Below are 2,042 nucleotides of genomic sequence, written 5' to 3' on the forward strand. Positions count from 1 at the left end.
GTCTCGGCGTCGCGCACCTCACCCACCAGGATGATGTCCGGGTCGTGGCGCAGGAAGTGCCGCATGGCGCTGGCGAAGTCGTAGCCGGCGCGGCGGTTCACCTCGGTCTGGCAGGCCACCGGCACCCGGTATTCCACCGGGTCTTCCACCGTCAGCACGTTGCGCTCCACCAGCGGCTGCACGCGCAGGGCCGCGTGCAGGGTGGTGCTCTTGCCCGAGCCGGTGGGGCCGGTGATCAGGATCAGGCCGTGCGGGCGCGCGAAGGCCTTTTCCATCTCGGCCACGTCTTCTTCCAGGAAGCCCAGGTCCTGCAGGCGGTCGAGGTCGCTGCGCTCGGCCAGCAGGCGCATGGCCACGCGCTCGCCGAACTCCGAGATCATGGTCGAGACCCGGATCGTGTAGGTCGCGTCCATCAGGTTGATGGTGAAGCTGCCGTCCTGCGGCAGGCGCTGCTCGCTGGCGTCCATGTCGGCCTTGAGCTTGATGAACGACACCAGGCGGTCCAGCGAGGGCGGCATCGCGAACATCGGGCGCAACACGCCGTCGATGCGCATCAGCACCCCGCGGCTGCGGGCAGTGGGGGCGAGGTGCACGTCGGTGGCGCGCTCGCGCACGGCGGTGTGCAGGATCAGCTCCATCAGCCGGTCGGGGCTGTAGGCGTGGTCGCGGTCGTCGCCGAGCTTGCGGATCTCGGCCTCGATCAGCCGCTCGACCGGGTTCTCCTGGAAGTAGTAGTGCTGGTGGATGGCGTCGATGACGGCGAAGAACTCGCCCTGCCAGAACACCACCTCCTGCCCGACGCGGCGCTGGATCAGCGTGGCCACGGCATCGGGCTCCGCGTCGCCCAGCAGCACCCGCAGCTTGTCGCCCTCGCGGCCCACGGGCAGGAAGTTGTGCGTCAGGCACAGGCTGCGGTTGAAGGCCGCGGCCACTTCCGGGTCCACCGCGGGCACCTCCCGGAATTCGATGCCGCGCTGGATCGCCAGCTGGCGCGCCAGGTCCTTGGCGCTGATGAAGCCAAGCTCCACCAGCATGCGCCCGAGCTTCTGCCCTTCGACCGTCTGCTTCTGGCGCACGTAGTCGATCACGATCTGGCTGACCAGTCCGTTGGACACCAGCATCCGGCTGAAGCTGAGGCGCGTTTCGTTCATGGGTTCCATCCCGGTGTCACTGTTCTTGTACATAGAACTTCTCCAATAGCAGGCCGCTCAGGGGGTCCACCTCGCCCGAGGGACTCAGGCCCAGTTCGTTCTGGAATTGCCTCAGGGCGCCGCGGCTGCGCTCGCCCCAGATGCCGTCCACCTCCCGCGGCAGCAGACTGCCGTATTCGGTCAGCGCGATCTGGAAGCGGGCCGCGGTCAGGCGGTTGTTCAGGGCGTGGCCGGCCTGGGGCGTGCTCCAGGTCAGCCACACCTGGCCCTGGCGGCTGTCCATGCAGACGTCGGCCAGCCGGGCCAGGCGCGCGCCGAGAAGCTGGTGGGTCAGCTCCGCCAGCGGCTGGCTCACGACCCTGCGCCCGTCGGGCTGCTCGGTGGCGGGCTCGCAGCCGGCGCCGAAGAGGCCGCTGGGCGCCACGGCCGGCGTGCCTTGGGCGGCGGATGCGTCGGGCGAAACGGAGAGCGCCGCCACGGCCGGTGCGTCCGGGGCCGCTGGTGCGGGGGCCGGAGCAGGTTCGGCCAACGGCGGAGCCAACGCGGCCACCTGGGCCACCGCGCCAGCGGCCGGCGGCGGCGCGTGGCCGGCGTCCACGCCGCCGAAACGCGAGCCCAGGGCCGCGCCGGTGGCAACCAGGCTGGCGAAAGCGGCGACGACCAGCCAGGGCCGGCGGGTGCGGGCCGGCGGCACCACGCCCACGGCGTCCGCCGTGGGAGCCCCCACCAGATCGACCCGGCTGTCGGTGATGGCCTCCTTCATCAGGTTGGCGTCGATCACGTTGCCGTTGCGCGCCGCCAGCCCGTACAGGCAGCGGTCCATGATCAGGTGGATCTGCCGGGGCACGCCCTGCGTTTCGCGCCAGAGCAGCTGGCAGGCATCGGTCTGCA

At 70.8% G+C, this 2,042-nt stretch carries 2 protein-coding genes; both read right to left on the reverse strand.

What is annotated here, in order from left to right:
• Positions 1–1,151: GspE/PulE family protein (locus V6M57_RS10420; RefSeq protein WP_332814923.1), on the reverse strand; the 1,151-nt coding region annotated here is incomplete at its 3' end.
• Between the two features lie 16 nt (positions 1,152–1,167).
• Positions 1,168–2,042: peptidoglycan-binding domain-containing protein (locus V6M57_RS10425; RefSeq protein WP_332814924.1), on the reverse strand; the 875-nt coding region annotated here is incomplete at its 5' end.

It is taken from the genome of Ramlibacter sp., from assembly GCF_036676645.1.
In the GTDB taxonomy this organism is placed as follows: domain Bacteria; phylum Pseudomonadota; class Gammaproteobacteria; order Burkholderiales; family Burkholderiaceae_C; genus Ramlibacter.